20 protein-coding genes are annotated in these 20,782 nt (G+C 71.4%); 14 read left to right on the top strand and 6 right to left on the bottom strand.

Annotated features, from left to right (window positions below):
- The first annotated feature begins 112 nt into the window (after positions 1-112).
- On the top strand, positions 113-1,168 hold the full coding sequence (locus FF041_RS36600; protein ID WP_153526947.1) for an acyl-CoA thioesterase: 1,056 nt from the start codon (positions 113-115) through the stop codon (positions 1,166-1,168).
- 94 nt (positions 1,169-1,262) lie between these two features.
- Here FF041_RS36600 and FF041_RS36595 read toward each other — a convergent pair whose 3' ends face one another.
- Together FF041_RS36595 and FF041_RS36590 are read right to left on the bottom strand one after the other, a co-directional pair.
- A complete protein-coding gene (locus tag FF041_RS36595) occupies positions 1,263-2,282 on the bottom strand; it encodes an aldo/keto reductase (protein ID WP_153526945.1) in 1,020 nt (339 codons plus the stop codon).
- Positions 2,283-2,286: 4 nt separating this feature from the next.
- Positions 2,287-2,718 carry a MerR family transcriptional regulator gene (locus FF041_RS36590; protein WP_153482096.1) on the bottom strand — a complete coding sequence of 144 codons (432 nt, stop codon included), beginning with the start codon at positions 2,716-2,718 and terminating at the stop codon, positions 2,287-2,289.
- 103 nt (positions 2,719-2,821) lie between these two features.
- Here FF041_RS36590 and FF041_RS36585 point away from each other — a divergent pair, with 103 nt between their 5' ends.
- Positions 2,822-3,646, top strand: a complete 825-nt coding sequence (locus tag FF041_RS36585; protein WP_153526943.1) for a serine hydrolase domain-containing protein — start codon at positions 2,822-2,824, stop codon at positions 3,644-3,646.
- Between the two features lie 79 nt (positions 3,647-3,725).
- Here the strand turns inward: FF041_RS36585 and FF041_RS36580 are convergent, their stop codons facing one another.
- Positions 3,726-4,382: a pirin family protein gene (locus FF041_RS36580; protein ID WP_323393686.1), complete on the bottom strand. Its 657-nt coding sequence runs from the start codon at positions 4,380-4,382 to the stop codon at positions 3,726-3,728.
- A 155-nt stretch (positions 4,383-4,537) separates the two neighbouring features.
- Between FF041_RS36580 and FF041_RS36575 the strand changes: the two genes are divergently transcribed.
- From FF041_RS36575 to fabF, 5 genes are all read left to right on the top strand, one after another.
- Positions 4,538-5,722, top strand: a complete 1,185-nt coding sequence (locus FF041_RS36575; protein ID WP_323371319.1) for a PucR family transcriptional regulator — start codon at positions 4,538-4,540, stop codon at positions 5,720-5,722.
- Between the two features lie 89 nt (positions 5,723-5,811).
- Positions 5,812-6,729, top strand: coding sequence for an ACP S-malonyltransferase (locus FF041_RS36570; RefSeq protein ID WP_323393685.1), 918 nt, complete (start codon positions 5,812-5,814; stop codon positions 6,727-6,729).
- Positions 6,730-6,756: 27 nt separating this feature from the next.
- Entirely contained in the window at positions 6,757-7,758 is a 1,002-nt protein-coding gene (locus tag FF041_RS36565; protein ID WP_153526937.1) for a ketoacyl-ACP synthase III, read from the top strand.
- Positions 7,759-7,873: 115 nt separating this feature from the next.
- Positions 7,874-8,125, top strand: a complete 252-nt coding sequence (locus FF041_RS36560) for an acyl carrier protein (protein WP_153482090.1) — start codon at positions 7,874-7,876, stop codon at positions 8,123-8,125.
- Between the two features lie 87 nt (positions 8,126-8,212).
- Positions 8,213-9,475: a beta-ketoacyl-ACP synthase II gene (gene fabF / locus FF041_RS36555; RefSeq protein WP_323393684.1), complete on the top strand. Its 1,263-nt coding sequence runs from the start codon at positions 8,213-8,215 to the stop codon at positions 9,473-9,475.
- Between the two features lie 121 nt (positions 9,476-9,596).
- On the opposite strand, the gene FF041_RS36550 is transcribed toward fabF, so the two are convergent.
- Positions 9,597-10,094 (bottom strand): DUF3145 domain-containing protein, encoded by a 498-nt coding sequence (locus FF041_RS36550; RefSeq protein ID WP_323371316.1) that lies wholly within the window; start codon positions 10,092-10,094, stop codon positions 9,597-9,599.
- Between the two features lie 269 nt (positions 10,095-10,363).
- Between FF041_RS36550 and FF041_RS36545 the strand changes: the two genes are divergently transcribed.
- The 3 genes from FF041_RS36545 to FF041_RS36535 all read left to right on the top strand — a co-directional run bounded on the left by FF041_RS36545 (position 10,364) and on the right by FF041_RS36535 (position 13,516).
- On the top strand, positions 10,364-11,350 hold the full coding sequence (locus FF041_RS36545) for an SGNH/GDSL hydrolase family protein (protein WP_153526935.1): 987 nt from the start codon (positions 10,364-10,366) through the stop codon (positions 11,348-11,350).
- A gap of 100 nt (positions 11,351-11,450) precedes the next feature.
- Entirely contained in the window at positions 11,451-12,683 is a 1,233-nt protein-coding gene (locus FF041_RS36540) for a C15 family peptidase (protein WP_153526933.1), read from the top strand.
- Between the two features lie 89 nt (positions 12,684-12,772).
- Entirely contained in the window at positions 12,773-13,516 is a 744-nt protein-coding gene (locus FF041_RS36535) for a carbon-nitrogen hydrolase family protein (protein ID WP_153526931.1), read from the top strand.
- Here the strand turns inward: FF041_RS36535 and FF041_RS36530 are convergent.
- Entirely contained in the window at positions 13,513-14,337 is an 825-nt protein-coding gene (locus tag FF041_RS36530) for an EI24 domain-containing protein (protein WP_153526929.1), read from the bottom strand. The two genes, FF041_RS36535 and FF041_RS36530, sit on opposite strands and share 4 nt — an antisense overlap.
- Positions 14,338-14,494: 157 nt before the next feature.
- On the opposite strand from FF041_RS36530, the gene FF041_RS36525 reads away from it, so the two are divergent.
- The gene (locus tag FF041_RS36525) at positions 14,495-17,056 is read left to right on the top strand and encodes a M14 family zinc carboxypeptidase (protein ID WP_153526927.1); all 2,562 of its coding nucleotides are present in this window, start codon (positions 14,495-14,497) and stop codon (positions 17,054-17,056) included.
- A gap of 191 nt (positions 17,057-17,247) precedes the next feature.
- Here FF041_RS36525 and FF041_RS36520 read toward each other — a convergent pair whose 3' ends face one another.
- Positions 17,248-18,270: an NADP-dependent oxidoreductase gene (locus FF041_RS36520; RefSeq protein ID WP_153526925.1), complete on the bottom strand. Its 1,023-nt coding sequence runs from the start codon at positions 18,268-18,270 to the stop codon at positions 17,248-17,250.
- Between the two features lie 90 nt (positions 18,271-18,360).
- Between FF041_RS36520 and FF041_RS36515 the strand changes: the two genes are divergently transcribed.
- The 3 genes from FF041_RS36515 to FF041_RS36505 all read left to right on the top strand — a co-directional run bounded on the left by FF041_RS36515 (position 18,361) and on the right by FF041_RS36505 (position 20,746).
- The gene (locus tag FF041_RS36515) at positions 18,361-18,849 is read left to right on the top strand and encodes a MarR family winged helix-turn-helix transcriptional regulator (protein WP_153526923.1); all 489 of its coding nucleotides are present in this window, start codon (positions 18,361-18,363) and stop codon (positions 18,847-18,849) included.
- Positions 18,850-18,965: 116 nt separating this feature from the next.
- On the top strand, positions 18,966-19,529 hold the full coding sequence (locus FF041_RS36510) for a hypothetical protein (protein WP_153526921.1): 564 nt from the start codon (positions 18,966-18,968) through the stop codon (positions 19,527-19,529).
- Between the two features lie 173 nt (positions 19,530-19,702).
- Positions 19,703-20,746 carry a rod shape-determining protein gene (locus FF041_RS36505; protein ID WP_323371315.1) on the top strand — a complete coding sequence of 348 codons (1,044 nt, stop codon included), beginning with the start codon at positions 19,703-19,705 and terminating at the stop codon, positions 20,744-20,746.
- Positions 20,747-20,782: the final 36 nt, after the last annotated feature.

The following is a 20,782-nucleotide window of genomic DNA, read 5'->3' as shown; positions in this document are numbered from 1 at the left end:
GCAGGAGAGCAGGAGAGCCCGTGCGATCACCGACACCCCGCTTGCAACCGCCCCCGCCCCCGTCCCGGGGACCCGGTGTCCGCCCGATCCGCGCCGGCCGGCGGTGACGGCCATGACGACCGTGCTTCCCCGCTCCGGCTCGCCCGTCCAGCAGTTGATCGACTCCATCGCCCTCGACCCGGCGGCACCGGACACGTTCCGGTCGCGCCCGGCCGTCCCGCTCGACGCATCCGCCGTGTTCGGCGGCCAGATCGTCGCCCAGGCGCTGAGCGCCGCCGCCCGCACCGTTCCCCGGGAACGCGAACCCCACTCGCTGCACGGCTACTTCCTCTACCGCGGTGACCCGGCCGCACCGATCACCTACCGCGTGGAGCGGCTCCGCGATGGCCACTCCTTCACCGTACGGCGGGTCGTGGCAGTCCAACTCGGCCGCACGGAGCAGGAGATCTTCCACCTGACGGCGTCCTTCAAGTCGACGTCCAGGACGGTGTCGCGGCCCGGTGCGAATCACCAGGACCCGATGGAGTCGGCGCCGGCCCCGCACCGGCTCCCTCTCGCCGTCGACGAACCACCGGCGCATGTGCACCCCGGTGTCGTCCGACGGCTCTCGGAGGTACGCGACGCCATCGATCTGCGGTACGTGCGCGAACCGTCCACGCCTCCTTCAGGGCCTCCTTCCGGGCCTCCTTCCGGGCCTCCTTCCGGAGTTCGGACGAGCGGGTCCGGTACCGTCACACGCGTCTGGTTCCGGGTGCGGGAGCTGCCTCCCGGGGCAGCCGCACACGAACCCGCGCTCCACCACTGCCTCGTCGCCTACCTGTCGGACCTGACACTTCTGGATTCCGGCTCTCCCTGCCACCGCACGGGATCGCCCAATGACGGGAGCGGCAGCGCCGTCAGCCTCGACCACGCCATGTGGTTCCACCGTCCCCTGTCCGCCGATGAGTGGCTCCTGTACGAGCAGCGGAGCCCGTCCTTCGCCGACGGGCGAGCCCTGATTCACGCCAGGATCTACCAGGCCGACGGCACACTCGTCGCATCCGTCGTCCAGGAAGGCGCGATACGCCTCGGCCGGACTCCGGGCGCCGTCCAGCAGGCCGCACCGCTCCCCGACGACCCCGAGATCGACCCCTTCTCCTGGGCCGTCGCCAAACCGGAGACGGACTGAGCTCCCGCCGGGAGAGGCCCTCCCGGCCCGGGGCGGCGGGGATCGGCGCTCCGGCGCACAGGCTCCACCGCTGCCCGGGGCCCGGGCCGGCCGGCTACTCGCGGGCCGCCGACGTCGAGGACATGTCCGGGTAGCGGTCCCCCGCCACCCGGTCCGCGATCGGCTCCAGCAGGGCCAGCTCCTCCGGGGTCAGCCGCAGCCGGGTCGCCGCCGTGTTCTCCCGGAGCCGGCTCGCCTTGCGGGTGCCCGGGATCGGCACCACCGCCGTCAGCCCGTGCACCTCGGCCTGCTGCTGGACCCAGGCCAGCGCCACCTGGCCGAGCGTCGCGTCATGCGCCTCGGCGACCCGGCGCACCGGCGCCAGCAGCGCCGCGTTCGTCCGCGCGTTCTCCCCGGTGAAACGGGGCTGCGAGGCCCGGAAGTCGCTCGACCGCAGCTCCTTGGCGGCGTCCGTGAACGCCCCGGTCAGAAAGCCGCGCCCGAGCGGCGAGTACGGCACGAACGCCACCCCCAGCTCCGCCGCCGCGCCCACCGCGCTCTGCTCCACATCCCGGCTGAACAGCGACCACTCCGACTGGAGCGCGGCGATCGGATGGACCGCGTGCGCCTCGCGCAGCTCCGCCCCGGTGACCTCGCTGAGCCCCAGATGCCGCACCAGCCCGCGCTCCACCAGCTCCGCCATCGCGCCGACCGATTCGGCGAGCGGCACGGCCGGGTCGCGGCGGTGCATGTAGTAGAGATCGATCACATCGACGTTCAGCCGCTTCAGGCTTCCCTCCACGGCCGAGCGGATATACGCGGGATCATTGCGCACCCTCCGCTGGGCAAGATCGTCCCCGACGCGCTCGATGGCGAATTTGGTCGCGATGACGACCTCGTCCCGGTGCGCCCCGAAGAACGGCGCGAGGAACTTCTCATTGGCCCCGTCCCCGTACATGTCCGCCGTGTCGAAGAGGGTGACCCCGGTGTCCAGCGCGGCGGCGAGGGTGTCGCGGGCGGCCGGTTCGTCCGTGTCGCCGTAGAACTCGCTCATGCCCATGCAGCCGAGGCCCTGCACACCGACCAGCGGCCCGTCGGTCCCGAGGCGCACCTGTGCGATCGTGTTCCCGCTCATCGTGTCAGTCCCTCTCGTCCAGCGGCGCGCGCAGCGCGTCGCCATAGATGTCGATCTTGTAGTCGAGTACGGCGAGGGTGTCCCGCAGCTCGGCGATCCGGCCGAGTACGTCCCCTCTGGTCCGTATCAGCAGCTCCCGCCGCGCGGCGACGGTGTGCCCGCCCTCCCGGACCAGCTCGGCGAAGCGGACCATGTCCGCGACCGGCATCCCGGTCAGCCGCAGCTTGCCGACGAAGGCGAGCCACTCCAGATCACGGTTGGTGAAGCGGCGCTGCCCCGCGTGCGTCCTGTCGACATGGGGCATCAGCCCGATCCGCTCGTACCAGCGCAGGGTGTCCGCGGAGAGCCCGGTGTGAGCGGCCACCTCACCGATCGTGTAGCGGTCCCGGCCCTCGGGACGCGGCAGCGCCCGGCTGCCGCTCTCGGTCAGCGTCATACTTCAACGCTAGAACCCTGGAGTGCGCTCCAGGCAAGTGGAGAGCTCGGGTGCGGCTCACCCTCCGGCGTATGGCCGGGTCAGAGGCTTTAGGCTCATACCCATGCAGAGCCTGGCGATGATCGAGAACTGGCCGGTACCGACCGCGGCTGCCGCCGTCGTCCGCGCGGACGGCGTCATGGCCGGTTCGCACGGGCCCCTCGCGCACCGTTTCCCCCTCGCCTCGGTGACCAAGCCGCTCGCGGCGTACGCGGCGCTGATCGCGTACGAGGAGGGCGCGGTGGAGCTGGACGAGCCGGCCGGCCCCGAGGGGTCCACGGTCCGTCATCTGCTCGCGCACACCTCGGGCCTGGCCTATGACGAGCACCGGGTCACCGCCGAGCCGGGTGCCCGCCGCATCTACTCCAACGCGGGGTTCGAGGCGCTGGCGGACCATATCGCCAAGGCGACGGACATCCCCTTCGACCGCTATCTGCACCAGGCGGTGTTCGAGCCGCTGGGGATGACCGCGACGGCTCTTGAGGGGTCGGCCGCCAGGGACGGGGTCTCGACCGCGGCGGATCTGGCGCGGTTCGCGGCCGAGGTGCAGTCGCCCCGGCTGCTCGATCCGCACACGGTGCTGACGGCGATGACCGTCGCGTACCCGGGTCTGGACGGGCTGCTGCCCGGCTACGGCCGGCAGCGGCCGAACGACTGGGGCCTCGGCTTCGAGATCCGGGACGCCAAGTCGCCGCACTGGACGGGGGGTTCGTCCTCGCCGCGCACCTTCGGGCACTTCGGCCAGTCGGGCACTTTCCTGTGGATCGACCCGGACGCGGGGGCGGCCTGTGTGGCGCTCACGGACCGGGCGTTCGGGCCGTGGGCGATCGATGCCTGGCCCCCGTTCACGGACGCGGTCCTCGCGGAACTGCGGGCCACCGCCGCCTGAGCATCTCCCGGGCCCCCCGGGCCCCCGGGCTCAGCTCGGACCACCGCCCGAACGTCCCGGCCCCCCTGGGCCCCCGGGCTCAGCCCCGCATCTCCCACAGCAGCACCTCGGCCGGGGTCGACGCGATCAGCGCCCGGGCCTCGCCGCCGGTGATCCGGGCGGCGTCCCCGGGCCCCAGCTCCGCCTCCGCGAGCCGGACTTCACCGCGGACGACATGGAGATAGACCGCGGGCACCGCCGGCGTCTCCGTACGCCCGCCCGCCGGCAGCCTGCGGGCGTGGAGCACCGCGCCGGCCCGCGGCAGGGCGTACGGCTCCGTGTCGCCGAGCCCGCGCACGATCTCGTACGAGGGCTCCCCGCCGGGTTCGTCCGGCGCCAGCCACATCTGTACGAAGACCAGGGGCTCGGCCCCGTCGTTGCGTTCGCTGTGCCGCACCCCGGCGGCCGAGCTGAGCCGCTGGAGGTCCCCGGGGCGTACCACGGTGGCGTGGCCCGCCGAGTCGCGGTGGGTCAGTTCGCCCGTGACGACCCAGGTGACGATCTCGGTGTGGCTGTGCGGGTGTTCGCCGAAGCCCGCGCCGGGCGCGAGGCGCTCCTCGTTGCAGGCGATCAGCGCGCCGAAGCGGAGATTGTCCGGGTCGTAGTGGGGGCCGAAGGAGAAGGCGTGCCGGGTGTCGATGCCCTCGGCCGCCTCGCCGCCCGGGTAGCGGTCCGCCGATCGGCGTACGTCAATCACAGCCCCCACCGTAGGCCACCCGGGGCCCAGGTCGTGTCGTCAAAGTCCCGTCGGGCCGCCGTGCCAGGGCCCGAGCCCTCGCCGCACGGGCGTTGTCACCGCCCGGCGAACCCCGGGACTTAGCTCCGCCGTCCCGATAAGGCACTCTTGTCCCCGTGCCCGAACCCGCAACGAACGACGCCCACCCGCACTCCGCGACGCTGCGCCGCCTGGAGCAGTCATCCGGCCGGCTCGCCGCGAACGCCATCGCGCGCATGGACGAGACGCTTCCCTGGTACCGGGCCATGCCCCCGGAGAACCGGTCGTGGATCGGTCTGGTCGCCCAGGCCGGCATCGCCGCGTTCACCGAGTGGTTCAGGCATCCGGACGCCCCTCAGGCGATCTCGACCGATGTCTTCGGCACCGCGCCGCGCGAGCTGACCCGGGCGATCACCCTGCGCCAGACCGTGGAGATGGTGCGCACCACCATCGAGGTCATGGAGACGGCGATCGACGAGGTGGCCGCGCCGGGCGATTCGTCGGTGCTGCGCGAGGCCCTGCTCGTGTACGCCCGTGAGATCGCCTTCGCCACGGCCCAGGTGTACGCGCAGGCGGCGGAGGCCCGGGGCGCGTGGGACGCCCGGCTGGAGTCGCTGGTGGTGAACGCGGTGCTCTCCGGCGAGGCCGACGAGGGCGCGGTCTCGCGGGCCGCCGCGCTCGGCTGGAATTCGCCCGAGCATGTGTGCGTCATCCTCGGCACCGCGCCGGACGGGGACAGCGAGCTGACGGTGGAGGCGATCCGCCGGGCGGCCCGGCACGCCAAGCTCCAGGTGCTGACCGGGGTGCTCGGCGACCGGCTGGTGGTCATCGCGGGCGGCAGCGACAGCCCGCTCCATGTCGCCAAGGCGCTGATCGGCCCTTATGCGGCCGGACCTGTGGTCGCGGGCCCCGTGGTGCCGGATCTGCTCGCCGCGACCAGATCGGCACAGGCTGCCGCGGCCGGGCTGAAGGCGTGTTCCGCCTGGCAGGACGCGCCGCGCCCGGTACTGGCGGACGATCTCCTGCCGGAGCGCGCGATCGCCTCCGACCCCGCCGCCCGGGAGCAGCTGGTGGAGGAGATCTACAGACCGCTCGAAGAGGCTGGATCCGCACTACTGGAAACCCTCAGTGTCTATCTGGAGCAGGCGAGCAGTCTGGAAGGCGCGGCGCGAATGCTCTTTGTTCACCCCAACACCGTGCGCTACCGGCTACGACGTGTGACAGACGTCACCGGATGGTCACCCTCCGATGTGCGCTCGGCGTTCACACTGCGGATCGCCCTCATCCTCGGACGCTTGGCCGATGGAGATCCGCAGTCCTAGACTTTTGTGGGACACCAACAATTCCCCTGACGGTTCTTCGTCCCTGTCCCCACGGGCGGGCAGGGCCGTACACAAGAGAGAGTGTGAGAGTGCTCGTACTCGTCGCTCCCGGCCAAGGCGCTCAGACGCCTGGCTTTCTGACTCCCTGGCTCGACCTTCCCGGCGCGGCCGACCGTATCGCGGCCTGGTCCGACGCCATCGAACTCGACCTCGCCCACTACGGCGTCAAGGCCGACGCGGACGACATCCGCGACACCGCGGTGGCGCAGCCGCTGCTGGTGGCCGCCGGTCTGCTGGCCGCGTCCGCGCTCGGTGACGTGTCCCCGGGCGCGGTCGCCGGGCACAGCGTCGGAGAGATCACTGCCGCCGTCTTCGCGGGTGTGCTGGACGACGCTGCGGCGCTCGGTCTCGTCAGGACCCGCGGTCTCGCGATGGCCGACGCCGCCGCGATCGCCGAGACCGGTATGTCCGCCCTGCTGGGCGGCGAGCCCGAGCAGGTCATCGCGCATCTCGAAGGGCTCGGGCTGACTCCGGCGAATGTGAACGGCGCGGGTCAGATCGTGGCCGCCGGCACCGCCGCGCAGCTCGCCGCGCTCGCGGAGGACAAGCCGGAGGGGGTCCGGAGGGTCGTTCCCCTGAAGGTGGCCGGAGCGTTCCACACTCCGCATATGGCTTCTGCGGTCGAGGCGCTGAAGGCCGCGGCGGCGGGGCTCTCGCCCGCCGACCCGGTGCTGCCCTATGTCTCCAACAAGGACGGCGCGGTCGTCGATTCGGGCGACGAGGTCATCGCGCGGCTGGTCGGCCAGGTGGCCAACCCGGTGCGCTGGGATCTGTGCATGGAGACCTTCGCGGCGCGCGGCGCCACCGCGCTGATCGAGGTCTGCCCCGGCGGCACCCTCACGGGAATCGCCAAGCGCGCGCTGCCGGGTGTGAAGACGCTCGCGCTCAAGACCCCGGACCAGCTCGACGACGCCCGCAGCCTCGCCGCCGAGTACTCAGCAGCCTGACGCGGACTGACAAGGAGAGCCGAAGAGATGGCGAAGATCAATCCCGGCAAGGGCTCGCCGTACGCCAGGATCATGGGTGTCGGCGGCTACCGCCCCACCCGGGTCGTGCCGAACGAGGTCATCCTGGAGACGATCGACTCCTCCGACGAGTGGATCCGTTCGCGTTCGGGCATCGCCACCCGCCACTGGGCCGGCGCCGATGAGACCGTGAGCGCCATGTCCATCGAGGCGGGCGGCAAGGCGATCGCCGACGCGGGCATCAGCCCGCAGCAGGTCGACGCCGTGATCGTCTCCACCGTCTCGCACTTCAAGCAGACGCCCGCGGTCGCCACGGAGATCGCGGACAAGATCGGCGCGAACAAGCCGGCCGCGTTCGACATCTCGGCGGGGTGCGCGGGCTTCGGCTACGCGCTGACCCTGGCCAAGGGCATGGTCGTCGATGGCTCGGCCGGATATGTCCTGGTCATCGGGGTCGAGCGGCTGAGCGATCTGACCGATCTGAGCGACCGGGCGACCGCCTTCCTCTTCGGCGACGGCGCGGGCGCCGTCGTGGTGGGTCCCGCGAAGGAGCCGATGATCGGCCCGACCGTCTGGGGCTCGGAGGGCGATAAGTCCGACACCATCATGCAGACCGTGCCCTGGACGGATTACCGCGATGGAACGGTCGAGCGGTTCCCCGCCATCACCCAGGAGGGCCAGGCGGTCTTCCGCTGGGCCGTGTTCGAGATGGCGAAGGTCGCCCAGCAGGCGCTGGACGCGGCCGGGATCACCGCGGACGACCTGGACGTCTTCATTCCGCACCAGGCCAATATGCGGATCATCGACTCGATGGTGAAGACCCTGAAACTGCCGGAGCATGTCACGGTCGCGCGTGATGTGGAGACCACCGGCAACACCTCGGCCGCCTCGATCCCGCTCGCGATGGAGCGGCTTCTGGCGACCGGGCAGGCCAAGAGCGGCGATACGGCGCTCGTCATCGGCTTCGGGGCGGGTCTCGTCTACGCGGCAACGGTCGTTACCCTCCCCTAGTCAACCGGAATCTCCGGGCCGGTTCCCCGACCGGATTCCGGGCCGGTCACCCCCGGAGCGGCTGCCGGATCATCCGGACGCCTCACTCTCTGTCACAGAATCGAAGGAGCGCCATATGGCCGCCACGCAGGAAGAGATCGTTTCCGGTCTCGCCGAGATCGTCAACGAGATCGCCGGTATCCCGGTCGAGGACGTCCAGCTGGACAAGTCCTTCACGGATGACCTGGACGTCGACTCGCTCTCCATGGTCGAGGTCGTCGTCGCCGCCGAAGAGCGCTTCGACGTCAAGATCCCGGACGACGACGTCAAGAACCTGAAGACCGTCGGCGACGCCGCGGACTACATCGCGAAGCACCAGGCCGCGTAATTCCCGCCCGGGATCTGATGCGCTTGTCGCCATCCCCGGTGGCGTCGTGAACATTCAGCACCCCCTACACGTGGAGATTGAATTCCTGTGAACTCGACCAATCGCACCGTGGTCGTCACCGGTATCGGCGCAACCACACCGTTGGGTGGCGACAGCGCATCGACCTGGGAGGGTCTGCTCGCCGGACGCTCCGGAGCGAAGGTGCTCGACGACGAGCGTTTCGCCGAGCTCCCGGTGAAGATCGCCGCGACGGCGGCGGTCGACCCCAGCGAGGTCCTGCCCCGTCCGCTCGCCCGCAAGCTGGACCGCTCCGCTCAGTTCGCGCTGATCGCGGCGCGTGAGGCGTGGGCGGACGCCGGTTACACGGCTCCCGCCGGTGAGGACGGGAAGATCGAGCCGGGCCGGCTCGGCACGGTGATCGCGTCCGGCATCGGCGGCGTGACGACCCTGCTCGACCAGTACGACGTACTGAAGGAGAAGGGCTCGCGGCGGGTCTCCCCGCACACCGTGCCCATGCTCATGCCGAACGGCCCCTCGGCCAATGTGGGCCTGGAGGTGAACGCCCAGGCGGGTGTGCACGCCATGGTGTCCGCATGCGCCTCGGGCGCGGAGGCGATCGGCTACGCGGTGGAGATGATCCGCTCCGGCCGCGCCGATGTGGTGGTGGCCGGCGGCACCGAGGCGGCGATCCACCCGCTGCCCGTGGCGGCGTTCGCCAACATGATGGCGATGTCCAAGAACAACGACGACCCGGAGAAAGCGTCCCGTCCGTACGACAAGGGCCGTGACGGCTTCGTCCTCGGCGAGGGCGCGGGCGTGGTCATCCTGGAGTCGGCCGAGCACGCGAGCCGGCGCGGCGCGAAGGTGTACTGCGAGGTGCTGGGGCAGGGCCTGTCGGCCGACAGCCACCACATCGCGCAGCCGGAGCCCTCGGGCCGGGGCATCGCCGCGGCGATGCGCGATCTGCTGGCGACGACGGACCTCAAGCCCGCGGAGATCGTCCATCTCAACGCGCACGCCACCTCCACCCCGCTCGGCGATGTGGCGGAGGTGAAGGCGCTGCGGCAGGTGCTCGGCGACGATCTGGACCATGTCGCGGTCTCGGCGACCAAGTCGATGACGGGCCATCTGCTCGGCGGCGCGGGCGGCATCGAGACGGTGGCGACGGTCCTGGCGCTGTACCACCGGCTGGCCCCGCCGACGATCAATGTGGACCAGCTGGACGAGGAGGTCGACGCGGACATCGTGATCGGCGAGCCCCGTCCGCTGCCCGAGGGCACGATCGCGGCGATCAACAACTCGTTCGGCTTCGGCGGCCACAATGTGGTGCTGGCGTTCCGTTCGGTCTGATCCGGCGCGGTAGCAGGTACGCGTAGGTCTTGTCGAAGGCCCGTGCTCCCGATGAGGGGGTACGGGCCTTCGGCGTGTCCTGGACCTGACCTGACCTGTTGCCGGTGGTCCGGCGGGTCGCTCAGACCACTTGGTGGAGCCAGCGGACGGGGGCGCCCTCGCCCGCGTACCGGAAGGGCTCCAGTTCGTCGTCCCACGGCTTGCCGAGCAGTTTCTCGGTCTCCGCCGCGAGGTCCGTCTCGCCCTGGGAAGCCCTCAGCAGCGCGGCCCGCAGCCGGTCCTCGGGGATCAGGATGTCCCCGTGCAGTCCCGTCACCGCGTGGAAGATGCCGAGGGCGGGGGTGGCGCTGTAGCGCTCGCCCTCGGCGGTGGGACACGGCTCGGCCGTGACCTCGAAGCGCAGCAGATGCCATCCGCGCAGCGCCGAGGCGAGTTTGGACGCGGTGCCCACCTGGCCCTGCCAGGAGAACTCCGCTCTCCAGGTGCCCGGCGACGCGGGCTGGCGGATCCAGTCGAGCTGGACCCGTACTCCGAGCACGCCCGCGACCGCCCATTCGACATGCGGGCAGAGCGCGCGCGGTGCGGAGTGAACGTACAGAACGCCACGTGTCGTCGTCACCGGGACCTCCAGTGTGGGACGAGGATCGCCTTCCCAGCGGCCTCAGTAAACAGCATCGGGAGTTAATCTCCACAAAAGGGACAGCATGTGACGTGATGTAATTTACCGGAACCGCCGGAGCCGCCGGACACGATGCCCACCGGGTCGACGGGGAAAAGCTACCGTGCGTAGGGGCCCGTGGGGTGTCGTAACCTCGGTCCAGGAGCCGTACGCACCAAGCTTTCACTCGGCAGGGCCTCGGGGGCAGTCGATTCGGAGGGGATCCTGTGATGCGCGACAGGCGCGAAGACCATGCCACTGCACCGGCCGGGAGAGATACGACCGATCGGGCGAAGCCGCCCTCGGCCATCCGGGCGTTCCGGACGGCACGCGCCCCCCGGCCCCGGAGGGCCGCCGCGGTCCTGACCGCCGCCGCGGTCCTCGCCACGGGCGTGCTCACCGGATGCGACCTGGCGTCCGAGGCCCAGACCAGCGGCGCCCCCGCGCGAAAGCCCGCACCGGTCTGGGACCGCAGCCCCGACTCCATCGCCGCCGTCGGGGACTCCATCACCCGCGCCTTCGACGCCTGTGCGGTGCTCTCCGACTGCCCCGAGGCGTCCTGGGCCACCGGCACCGACGAAAAGGTACGCAGTCTGGCGACGCGGCTGATCGGCGAGCCCGCCGTCATCGCCGACCGCACCTGGAACTACGCCCGTACCGGGGCCGAGGCCGCCGATCTGACCCGGCAGATGACCAAGGCCGCGGCGAAGAAGCCCGATCTGGTCACGGTGATGGTCGGCGCCAACGACGCCTGCGCCGACTCGCCGGAGCTGATGACGCCGGTCGCGGACTTCCGGGCCTCGTTCACCGGGGCGCTGCGGGAGTTGCGGCGTACGGCGCCGAAGACCCAGGTGTACGTGTCGAGCGTGCCGGATCTGAAGCGGCTCTGGTCCACCGGCCGGGACGATCCGCTCGGCCGGGCGATCTGGAAGCTGGGCATCTGCTCCACGATGCTGGGCGACGCGGAGGATCTGAGCGCGAAGGCGCAGCAGCGGCGGGCGGATGTGCGGGACCGGGTCGTGGCGTACAACGGCGTGCTGAAGGAGGTCTGCGGGAAGGACCGGCGCTGCCGTTACGACGGCGGGGCGGTGTTCGACTACCGCTTCAGCGACGATCTGCTGAGCCGCTGGGACTGGTTCCACCCCAGCAAGGACGGGCAGGGAGCGCTGGCGGAGATCGCGTACCGGAACATCACGGCGGCGAGGCCGCCGGGGTAGGCGCACGGGGTAGGCGCACGGGCTGGTGGCGGGAACGGCCCTAGCCAGGGGCTTGATCATGAGGCGATACTTCCGGCTACCCCCACCGGAAGGATTGCCCATGCCCCCGATACGTGCCCGAGCGACCGTGGTCGGCGCCCTCCTCGTACCGCTTGCCCTGGCCTCTCCCGTACCGGCTTCGGCGGCTCCGGCTCCGGCGGCGGTCACCGTGGAGGAGGCCAGGCTCGACCGGGCCGTTCCCCAGGAGATCCTGCGGCGGAGCGGATTCGACGCGGTGGCCCCCCGGTTCGCCAGGGCGCTCGCCTCGGCCCGCTCGTACGACCGGGCCGAGGACGTCGTCGAGCACCACGCCTCCGCGCTCTGGGAGCGTGCGGTGGACCGGGCCCAGGGGCGCGGTCCGGCGCTGGGGGATCTGAGCCTGGACGACGACCGTCCGCTCTACTGGGCGCGGCTCGGGATGACCCGTGAACTGCGCCAGTGGCAGCCCGCGTCCGGGCTGAGCGACGCCCGGCGGGCCGCGCTGCTGGACCAGTTGGAGCGCTCGTCGCGCGGGCAGGACTCGATGAACTTCCCCGGCTCGCGCAAGGGGAACGTCCAGCGGATCGTCATGACGGCCTTCGACCCCTTCACCCTGGACCGGGACATCCGGATCAGCAACCCCTCGGGCGCGACGGCGCTCGCGCTGGACGGGACCGTGATCCGGACGGCGAAGGGTCCGGCGCGGATCGAGGCGGCCGTGTTCCCGGTCCGCTGGCAGGACTTCGCGGACGGAACGGTGGAGCGGACGCTCCGTTCCAAGCTGCCCAGGGCCGATGTGTTCACCACGGTGAGCCAGGGCCGGCCCGGCCAGTTCGACATCGAGCGTACCAACGGCGCGTGGCGCGGCGGCTTCCCGGACAACGACAATGTGTCGCGTACGGGGGCGGCGCCGGTGAGCGATCCGGCGACCCAGCCGCAGTGGACGTCGTCGACGCTGCCGCACACGGCGATCGTCGCGGCCCCCACCGGCCGTTTCCCGGTGTACGACAACACCTCGGTGCTGGAGATCCCGGCGGGCGGCACGGCCCCGGTCCGCAGCCCCGGCGGGCCCACGCCGGGCTCCACGGCCCGTGAGGGCGCGGGCGGCAACTATCTGTCGAACGAGATCGCCTACCGGGCGACGCTGCTCCGGGACCGGCTGGGGCTGACGATCCCCGGCGGCCATGTGCACACTCCGGTGCTCCAGTTCGGGGCGGGGAACACCACCGAGATCACCGACCCGGCGTTCGTCCGCAACCGGCTGGACATCATCGCGCAGGTGCGGGAGATCATCCGCGTCGCGGCGGGGGCGTAGCGGAGCGGCCCCCAGGGGGCAAGGGCGCTCCCCGGGGCCGGCCGGGGGCTGCTGTCCTGGTCGGGCAGCGAGGCGGCGATGATGGGCCCATGAGAGACGACCAGCCCATCAGCATCGCGGCGGCGCAGTTCAGCTCCGTGCCCGGCGATGTCGAAGCCAATGTCCACACCATGCGGAACCTGGTCCGCGCCGCCTCCGAGGAGGGCGCGCGCCTCGTCCTCTTCGCCGAGCTGGCGGTGACGGGTTACGGGATGGAGCTGGTGGCCGAGCGGCCCGGGCTCTGGCTCACGGAGGACGACTCCCGGCTCGGCCCGCTCCGCGAGGCGTGCCGGGAGACCGGGACCGCCGCCGTGGTCAACGCGGCGGTGCGCACGGCGGGCGGCAGGCCCGGCATCAGCTCCCTGGTCATCGGGCCGGACGGCGCTCTCCTCACCCGCTACGACAAGCGGCATCTGCACGGGGTGGAGCTCGATGTCTTCGCCCCGGGCGAGCACGACGGCCGCTTCACCCTCGACGGCGTCCGCTTCGCGCTGACCGTCTGCTACGACAACCGCTTCCCCGAGCTGGCCGAGCGCGCCCGCGCGGACGGCTGCCGGGTGTATCTGGCCAGCTCGGTGCTGGAGGACGGGAACGACTCCTTCGAGGCGGTCTATCCCGTACGCGCCCGGGAGAACGGGCTCTTCGTCGCCCTGGCCAACCAGGTGGGGGCCAGCGACATCGGGATGTGCCTCGGGGACAGCACGATATGGGGGCCGGACGGCGCACCGCTCGCGACCGCGGGCCGGCGGGACCCGGGCCTGGCGGTGGCCGAACTGCCCCTCGCCGTTGGTTAACCCTTGTGGAAGCGGTGGGGCTCCGGAGCGGCGGCCCGGGCGGTGGGAGTGCTCTCGGCGGGACGGGACGGTGACGGGTCCGGGGTCGGCGGGGCCAGCTCCCGGACCATCAGCGTCGCTCCGGCCACCGCGCCCGGCATCAGGAACACCGCGACGAAGGGCACCAGGAAGGCCAGCGCGAGCGGCAGTCCGAAGCCCAGGGTCATCATCCTGCGGCCCCTCAGCAGCCGGAGCCGTTCCTTCAGCTCCACTCCGCGCCGCTGGAGGGCGACCGCGGTCAGCTCCTCCGCGAGGAAGTAGCCGGTGACGCAGAGGCCGAGGAACGGGACGACGGTCTGGCCGACCACCGGGATGAACCCGGCGGCGAAGAGCAGCACGCCGTAGAACGTCACCCGCACCACGATGCGCAGGGAGTCCCGCCCGGAGATCCACAGCTCGCGCCAGAGCGGCAGCCCCGACTCGGGGACCGCGCCGCCCTGGCTGCGGTCGACCTCCTCGGAGAGCGACTCGTAGAACGGCTGGCCGACGAGCAGGGTGACGGCGGTGAAGGTGATCACCGCGAGAAAGAGCCCGAGGGCGAAGAGCAGCACGGTCAGAGAGCCGCGGAACAGTCCGAGCCACGGCGAGGACCAGTCGTCGGCGAACGGCGTCGCCCAGCCCACGAAGTCGTCGGCGCCGTAGCCGAGCCCGATGAGCGCGCCCGCGTACAGCACCAGGGTCACCAAGCCGGGCAGCAGCCCGAAGCCGAACCAGCGGCCATGCGCGCCGACCCAGCGCTGGCCCTTCATCAAATAGCCGAAACCCGACCCTAGATCACGCATGAGCTCACCCTATCGGGCCACCCGGACGGGGCCTCCGGGAACGATTCGTAGGAAACGCCCCTTGCCTGTTACCGAGTCCAACCGATAGACCCTGCGTACTGATCGTTGCGGCATACATGTCACCCGATCGACCCCCGACCCCCGGAGGTACTCACGCATGGGCATATCCAGACCGGCCCTGGTCACCACCGCCGCGCTCGCGGTCGCCGTACTCCTCGCGCCGGTTCCGGCGATAGCCGGGCCCACGGCCGCGGCGGGCCCGGACACCCCGGGCGCGTCCGGCGGCACCGGTCCGCAGCGGGAGCGCGGCGGCGCCGACTCCGCGCTCGCCAAGGCGCCGTTTTCGGCCACCGCCAACGCGCTGACCCAGCAGCCCCACTCCCTCGCCAAGGACCGCGCCTACCCCCGCCGTACGGTGCTGAAGACTCCCCCGGTCAACGAAGCCGACAAGTCGATCAAGCTGGGGCTCGTTCCGTACCACTCCATCGCCCCCCGGCTCAACGCCCTCCAGCTGCTGGGCGACCGGGTCAGTGTGGAGGTCGCGGGTACCTCGGCCAGCGGGCGGCAGCTGTATCTCGTCACCGTCACCGAGCCCGAGAGCGCGGGGAAGGTCCGCGACCAGGAGCGGATGCGCGAACGCATAGAGAACTCCCCCGCCGCCGCCGTCCGGGACAAAGAGATCAAGTCGTCCTACAAGACGCCGGTGTTCATCAACAACAACATCCACGGCAACGAGTGGGAGGGCACGGACGCCGCCCTCAAGCTCATCGAGGAGCTGGCGAAGGCCAAGGACTCCAAGACCCGGGATCTGCTGTCGAAGAACCGCGTCTATCTCAATGTGACGGCCAACCCCGACGGCCGGGTGGCCGGCACCCGTGCCAACGCCAACGGCTTCGACCTCAACCGTGACTTCGTCACCGCCTCGCAGCCGGAGTCCCGCGCCATCCGGCGGATAGCCATCGACAAGCAGCCCGCGGTGATGCTCGATCTGCACGGGTACGTCAACGGCACGCTGATCGAGCCGACGACTCCGCCGCACGGCGAGAACTACGAGTACGACCTCTTCCTCAAGAACTCCTACGCCAACGCGCTCGGCATGGAGAAGGCCGTCAACGGGCTCGGCTACACCGCGGAGAAGGACGGGGTGCGGCCCGTCGAGATCCCCTTCCGGGACCAGACGGAGGGCTGGGACGACTGGCCGCCGATCTTCACCCCGCAGTACATGCCGTTCCAGGGCGCGGTGGCCTCGCACACCATCGAGTTCCCGATGCGGGTCAACAACGCGTCGTACGACTCGCTGCCGGTGGCGGAGCTGCGCCGCCGGTCCGCGATCAACACGGACATCGCGGGCGCGGCGATGCGCGCGACCCTTCAGTACACCCACGCCCACCGCTCCCGGGTGATCGCCGACCAGATCGAGACCTTCCGGCGCGGCGCGGCCGGTGAGGCGCAGCGGCCGGTGTCCGAGGAGACGGTGCCGGGCGTGCCCGGGATCGGTCCCGAGGACGTGTACACGACCACGTTCCCCCGGGCGTACGTCGTTCCGGCCGGGCGCGGTCAGCGCAGTGCCGCCGGGGCGGCCCGGCTGGTGGACCATCTGATCGCCAACGATGTGCGGGTGGAGCGGGCGACCCGCTCGTTCGCGCTCGGCGGCAAGCGGTACCCGGCGGGTTCGTATGTCGTCGACATGCACCAGCCCAAGCGCGGCATCGCCAATGTGATGCTGGCCGAGGGCCGGGACATCAGCGCCGATGTGTCGGCGATGTATGACATCTCGGGCTGGAGCCTGGGGCTGCTGTGGGGCGCGACCGTGGACAAGGTGAAGCGGGGCGAGCTCCAGGTGTCGAGCCGTCCGGCGAACGCCGCGGCGCCGGTGGGCTCCGTGGCCCCGAAGGGGGATCTGCGGCTGCGGCTGGACGACCCCAAGGAGCTGGCCGCCCTCAACACGCTGCTCTCGCAGGACGTCGCGGTGCGGCGGACGGGGGACGGCGCGGCGATCGTGCCCGGTTCGGCGCGGAAGAAGGCGGCCGTGCTCGCGGACCGCTTCGGTGTGGTGTTCTCCTCGGCGAAGGAGCGCGGCACGGTGCCGCTGAAGCGCACCCGGGTGGCCGCCGCGGTGACGGCGGGCGAGCAGTTCGCGCTGCGTGAGATGGGCTTCGACGTGGTGCCGGTGTCGACCGCGATCCTGAACGCGGGCTTCGACTGGGCGGACGCGGATGTGCTGATCGTCTCGACGGGGCTCAGCTACGCGGGTCTGACGCCCGCCGCCCGTGACGCGTTCCGGGCGAGCGGCGCCGGTGTGGTCGGTCTCGGCGCGGACGGCGCGGCCTTCAGCGACGCGGCGGGGCTGATCCAGGCCACCGCCGTGGAGGGCAACGGCGACGCCAACGGCGTGGTGCGGGTGAAGAACGCCGGTGGTGTGATCACGGGCGGTGCGCCCAAGCACACCTTCGTCTACTCGCCGGTGTGGTTCACCGGCCTCGGTTCCGGGGTGCGGGTCGAGCAGCTGTACAGCGGCGGCAATCCGCTGGTGTCGGGTCACTGGCGGGCGACCGCCGGCGGCACGGACGGTCCGGCCGACGCGGCGGGCAAGCCGTCGGTGGTCAGCGGAGTGTCGGCGGAGGGTGTGCCGGTGGCGCTGTTCGGTACGGAGCCGCTCTTCCGCGGCCACCCGAAGGGTGCGTTCGCGCAGATCGGGCGGGCGCTGCTGAACGGCTGAACAGCTGAACCGCTGAGCGGCTGAGCGGTTCGTGATGAGCGGTGAGGGCCGCACTCCCGTGGACGGGGGTGCGGCCCTCTGCCGTCGTCGGGCGTAGTACGGTGCCGGCGCCTCCCCTGCGCCAGTGTCGCGCTCCGCCCGAGCGGTCCCGGTCGCCTCAGGGCCTCAGGACCTCAGCGCGCCCCAGTGCTTCAGTGGGAGAGCGAGACGACCATCTTGCCGGTGTTCTCGCCGCGGAGGAGTCCGACGAACGCCTTGTAGCCGTTCTCGATGCCCTCGACCACGGTCTCGTGGTGCTTCAGCTCGCCCGAGGCCAGCCAGCCCGCGACATCCTGGACGAAGCGCGGCTGGAGCCCGTAGTGATCGGTCACCAGCACGCCCTCAAGGCGCAGCCGCTTGCCGATGATCATGGGCAGATTGGTCGGCCCGGGGGTGGGCTCGGTGTTGTTGTACTGAGCGATCATCCCGCAGAGGGTGGCGCGGCCGTGCGGCTTGAGCGAGGAGATGGCCGCTTCGAGGTGCTCGCCGCCGACGTTGTCGAAGTAGACGTCGATGCCGTCCGGGGCGGCCTGCTGGAGCTGCTCCGCGACGGGCCCGTTCCGGTAGTTGAAGGCCGCGTCGAAGCCGTACTCCTCGATGAGGAACTTGACCTTGTCGTCGGAGCCCGCGGAGCCGATGACCCGGGACGCGCCCTTGATCCTGGCCATCTGGCCGACCTGGCCGCCGACCGCGCCCGCCGCGCCGGAGACGAAGACCGCGTCGCCCTCCTTGAAGGAGGCGGTCTCGAAGAGACCGGCGTACGCGGTGAGGCCGGTCATGCCGAGCACTCCGAGGTAGGCGGAGAGCGGGGCGAGCGCGGCGTCGACCTTGACGGCCTGCCCGGCGGGCACCTCGGCGTACTCACGCCAGCCGAGGTTGTGCAGCACATGGTCGCCCACGGCGAAGCCCTCGGCGGCGGAGGCGACGATCTCGCCGACCGCACCGCCTTCCATCGGCCGGTCGAGCTGGAACGGGGGCGTGTACGACTTCACGTCGTTCATCCGCCCGCGCATATAGGGGTCGACCGAGAAATGCAGATTGCGCACCAGCACATGGCCCTGCGCGGGCTCGGACACCGGAACCTCGCGCAGCGCGAAGTCCTCTTCCTTGGGCCAGCCGTGCGGGCGGGCCACAAGGTGCCACTCACGGCTCGCCGCGGGGAGTGCAGACGACATAGGGTGTTACCTCCTCAGAAACTTTACTGCGTTAAACAACCATGCTCCTTGATATTTCATGGTGTCAAGTATCGGAGTACGCTGACGGGCATGGCCACCACCTCGCGTCCCGATGCCCTCACCTTCGAAGTCGCCGATCTCATCGGCAGGGTCGTGACGCAGTACCACATCGAGTACGAACAGGCCGCGGCCCGGCAATCGCTGACCGGGGCCCAGGCCAAGGTGCTGAGGCTGCTCGCGCTCGAACCCATACCGATGCGGCGGCTGGCGGAGAAGCTCCAGTGCGAGCCCTCGAATGTGACGGGGATCGTGGACCGGCTGGAGTCACGCGGGCTGGTGGAGCGGCGGCCCGACCCCCATGACCGCCGGGTGAAGCTGGCGGCGGCCACGGAGGAGGGCGCGAGCACGATGCACCAGCTGCGGGAGTCGCTGAACTCCGCCCAGGAGCCGCTGGCACGCCTCTCCGGGCAGGAGCGGGAGACGCTGCGGGATCTGCTGCGGCGGATGCTGGGCGAGGAGGCGGGGACGCCGGACGAATACCGCGAGCTCAGCCTGTCCACGGTACCGGGCACGCCCTGAAGCCCGACGACCGGCGACTGGCGACTGGCGACTGACGACTGACGACCGGTGACCCGTGCCCTGACGCCCGCCGACCCGGGCGCGTCCTGAAGCCCGCAGCCCGGCAGGATGTCGTCATGACCGCTGCCGCCGCACCCTTCGGGCCCCTCGACTTCCAGCTCGTCCTGCTGCGCCGAATGGCCGACTTCCAGCCGGATCTGGTCGACGACGCCCGCCGTGACCTGGGCGTATCCATCGCCGAGATGCGCGAGGCCAACCGCCGCTGGCAGGCGATGGTCCGCGCCCCGGGAACCCGGGCCGCGCTCACCCGCTACCGCTCGGTGCTCGGCGAGCCCGAGCACTCCGGCCTCCGCAGAGTCGGCGATCTGGAGTGCCGGGCGCTGCTCTGGCCGGTGCCGCTCTGGCCGGATCTGCGGTTTGAGGTGCTGGCGGCGGCAAAGGGCGGCGCGGTCTGGAACGAGTGGCTGGTACGGGCCCCGGGCGCGGCCGGTCCCACGCTGCGTACGGCCGGGGATCTGAAGCCGTGGTCCTGCACCGTGGACGAGGCGGCGCGGGCGTTCGCGCCGGCCGCCCCGATGCAGGGCTCCGCGCCGACCCGGTGGCAGCTCTCCCTGACCCTGCCCGGCGGGGAGCGGCGCGTCGCGGAGTTCACCTGGGGGCTGTTCCAGCGGCTGCTGTGAAGCGCGGCACCCGGGCGCGGGCGGTGCGACCAGCGGCCGTACCCCGGTCGTACGCGCCGCCCCACCCCTTCTGGCGGGCCGTCAGCCGGTAGCCCGACCGGCTCACCCAGCGAGCGCCGCCCCCGGCGCGGCCGGACGATGCCTTCAGAGACCCGTATCCGGGAGGTTCCGCCGTGACCGTCAGTCTTGAGCAGCTGCGCCGCTGCCATGTCGCCGTCGACCTGGGGGCCGCCCGCACCAGAGTCTTCGTCAAGGGTGCCGGACTCGTCGTGGACGAGCCGAGCGTGGCCGCCGTGAACACCCGTACCGGCGCGCTCATCGCGGTCGGGGCGCTCGCCGAGAAGATGACCGGCCGTACGCCCGACTACATCCGCGTCGTACGGCCGGTGTCCGGCGGCACGGTCGTCGACATCGAGATGGCCCAGCGGATGCTGCGCCATCTCCTCGGTGAGAAACTCCGCCGTCAGCTGCGCCGCAAGCCCCGGCTCCGGGCCGCCGCCTGCACCCCCCATCTCAGCGATCCGCTCGCCCAGCGCGCGGCCGTGGAGACCCTGGTCGGCCTCGGCGCGCGCCGGGTCGAGCTGGTCGACACGCTCATCGCCGCCGCCGTGGGCTGCGGACTCCCCGTGGAACAGCCCACCGCGACCATGATCATGGTGTGCGGCGCCGCCACCACCCAGATCGCGGTGCTCTCGCTCGGCTCCATCGTCACCGCCGAACGCATCCCGGTCGGCGGCAACGCCATCGACCACGCGGTGATCCAGCATCTGCGCACCCAGCACGAGCTGATGCTGCCCCTCCAGTCGGTGCGCCCCCTCCAGCTGGCCCTGCACGGCAACGGCCTCACCTCCCAGGGCCCCGAGTCCACCGAGATCCACGGCCGGGACGTGGCCACCGGACTCGCCCGTTCCGTGCAGGTGGACACCGCCGCCGTACGGAACGCCATCCACACCCCGCTCACCTCGGTGCTCGACGGCATCGGCAAGGTGCTCCGGGACTGCCCGCCCGATCTCGTCGCCGATCTCGCCGACCGGGGGATCATGATGGTCGGCGGCAGCGCGCTGCTCCCCGGGCTGGACCAGATGCTGCGGAACGCCACCGGGATGCCGGTGCAGATCGCCGACCGGCCGGACATCTGCGCGGTGCTGGGCCTCGGCGCCATGCTGGAGGGCAGAATCCAGCCACTGGTCCTCAACCCGCTGGCCGAGGTCGACTGAGAGCGGAGACGGAGACGGGGACGAAGGCAGAGACGG

Source organism: Streptomyces jumonjinensis (assembly GCF_009600885.1).
GTDB lineage: Bacteria > Actinomycetota > Actinomycetes > Streptomycetales > Streptomycetaceae > Streptomyces > Streptomyces jumonjinensis.
Note: the sequence above shows the minus strand (reverse complement) of the source record. Positions and strands in the feature narration are given on the sequence as shown.

Excerpts from the sequence above, each read along its gene's own strand:
- FF041_RS36565 (WP_153526937.1), top strand. The coding sequence starts at position 6,757 with ATGGCGAAGATCAATCCCGGCAAGGGCTCGCCGTACGCCAGGATCATG.
- FF041_RS36595 (WP_153526945.1), bottom strand. The coding sequence starts at position 2,282 with ATGAGCGGGAACACGATCGCACAGGTGCGCCTCGGGACCGACGGGCCG.
- FF041_RS36590 (WP_153482096.1), bottom strand. The coding sequence starts at position 2,718 with ATGACGCTGACCGAGAGCGGCAGCCGGGCGCTGCCGCGTCCCGAGGGC.
- FF041_RS36560 (WP_153482090.1), top strand. The coding sequence starts at position 7,874 with ATGGCCGCCACGCAGGAAGAGATCGTTTCCGGTCTCGCCGAGATCGTC.
- FF041_RS36535 (WP_153526931.1), top strand. The coding sequence starts at position 12,773 with ATGAGAGACGACCAGCCCATCAGCATCGCGGCGGCGCAGTTCAGCTCC.
- FF041_RS36530 (WP_153526929.1), bottom strand. The coding sequence starts at position 14,337 with ATGCGTGATCTAGGGTCGGGTTTCGGCTATTTGATGAAGGGCCAGCGC.
- FF041_RS36525 (WP_153526927.1), top strand. The coding sequence starts at position 14,495 with ATGGGCATATCCAGACCGGCCCTGGTCACCACCGCCGCGCTCGCGGTC.
- FF041_RS36540 (WP_153526933.1), top strand. The coding sequence starts at position 11,451 with ATGCCCCCGATACGTGCCCGAGCGACCGTGGTCGGCGCCCTCCTCGTA.
- FF041_RS36520 (WP_153526925.1), bottom strand. The coding sequence starts at position 18,270 with ATGTCGTCTGCACTCCCCGCGGCGAGCCGTGAGTGGCACCTTGTGGCC.
- FF041_RS36510 (WP_153526921.1), top strand. The coding sequence starts at position 18,966 with ATGACCGCTGCCGCCGCACCCTTCGGGCCCCTCGACTTCCAGCTCGTC.
- FF041_RS36600 (WP_153526947.1), top strand. The coding sequence starts at position 113 with ATGACGACCGTGCTTCCCCGCTCCGGCTCGCCCGTCCAGCAGTTGATC.
- FF041_RS36585 (WP_153526943.1), top strand. The coding sequence starts at position 2,822 with ATGCAGAGCCTGGCGATGATCGAGAACTGGCCGGTACCGACCGCGGCT.
- FF041_RS36515 (WP_153526923.1), top strand. The coding sequence starts at position 18,361 with ATGGCCACCACCTCGCGTCCCGATGCCCTCACCTTCGAAGTCGCCGAT.
- FF041_RS36545 (WP_153526935.1), top strand. The coding sequence starts at position 10,364 with ATGCGCGACAGGCGCGAAGACCATGCCACTGCACCGGCCGGGAGAGAT.